The 1,305-nt window shown below is 45.8% G+C and carries 1 protein-coding gene and 1 pseudogene; both read left to right on the top strand.

The window, feature by feature from the left end; all coding sequences use genetic code 11:
- Positions 1-318: pseudogene (locus tag ACQEXR_RS20150) on the top strand (type VI secretion system tip protein VgrG); the annotation flags it as partial.
- Positions 315-1,178, top strand: coding sequence for a DUF4123 domain-containing protein (locus ACQEXR_RS20145; protein ID WP_427021036.1), 864 nt, complete (start codon positions 315-317; stop codon positions 1,176-1,178). The pseudogene ACQEXR_RS20150 and the gene ACQEXR_RS20145, both read left to right, overlap by 4 nt.
- Positions 1,179-1,305 lie beyond the last annotated feature (127 nt).

The following is a 1,305-nucleotide window of genomic DNA, read 5'->3' as shown; positions in this document are numbered from 1 at the left end:
GCATTTGAAATTGGCAATGAACTCCACATCAAAGCCGGTATGAAGGTCGTTATCGAAGCAGGCTCTGAAATGACTTTGAAAGCCGGTGGCAGCTTTATAAAACTAGACGCGTCTGGTGTTAGCTTGGTTGGCCCTAGCGTGAATTTAAACTCGGGTGGAAGCCCAGGCAGTGGCAGTGGTTATGGAGGAGAGATAAGCAAGCTGCCAAATGGTTTAGAAACTCAAATGCCCCCACAACCGATAACGTTGCCAGCACAAGCGACTGTGGACGCTAATACCTCATTGCTCAAACCCTGTGAGCAAGGAAAGATAAAATGAAACAGTTGAATATTACCCAATGGCTATATGAACAACGCGAGCTAAACAAAGGCCTCTACGCCATTGTCGACCCACGCTCCCCCCACCAACCTCAGGTCGCTTTCTACCAGTGCGGTGGTGAAGATGGTGGGCCACTAATGAGTTTAGATACTCTGACCAATCCACAAGATGGCCCTTGGTTACTGCCTGTTAACGCACAGTTTATAGAATGGTGGCAGCAAGATGACCATGCACAAAGCGGTATTATTGTCAGTACCGACTCTGTTCAAAAAGAGCTTCGCGCCCATTTTGCGAGCCTGTTTCAAGCAATGTTACTTGGTGAACGCGTCTTTTTTTCTTTCTATAACCCCAGTTATATTGGCGCAATGCTGCCGCGTTTACTCCCTGAAGAAGTCAGTCAGTTACTCAGGAATCACAGCGTATTAATCCACTACAATCAACAGTGGCAAAGCTGGCAAGCAGACGTCCCCACCCAGCAAACTTTGGCTCAAGATCAAAATACGCCTTGGTGGATAATTAAAGAGCACCACATTGATAACACAGCTAATGTACCATTGCTGAGTCGTAACGTAGAAAGCTGGCTCTGGCAGAATCAGTCTCAACTGATGGAAACAAGAATTGACCACAACATGCCGCACTTTGATAGCGCCTTCCAAGCACATTTTACGGCAATGGAATTAGCACCAGATAGTCAAAAGCAGACCCTACAAGAGAAAGCACTAACGGCCAGTATTATCACTACCCATAAGCAAGCCTTCCTGAATCAGGTGTCGATTCAAAAAACCATTGTTGGACTGCGAGATGATGAATTGCTGTTTGGATTAAAAACCCTGTATCACCAATTGCAAGGAGAAGCGTAATGGCGATTGAAATGTACAATCACTGCGTATTGTGTAACCCCGCAGTCAATTGGTTAGAGGTTGAGTTTCGTAGCGAAAACGATGAACCGATAAATGACTTAAAGGTGACCATTACTAACCCCAGCAC

Origin of the sequence: Vibrio sp. TRT 2004 (genome assembly GCF_050113735.1) — a bacterium.
GTDB lineage: Bacteria > Pseudomonadota > Gammaproteobacteria > Enterobacterales > Vibrionaceae > Vibrio.
This window is presented reverse-complemented; position numbering and strand designations above follow the sequence as displayed.

Excerpts from the sequence above, each read along its gene's own strand:
- ACQEXR_RS20145 (WP_427021036.1), top strand. The coding sequence starts at position 315 with ATGAAACAGTTGAATATTACCCAATGGCTATATGAACAACGCGAGCTA.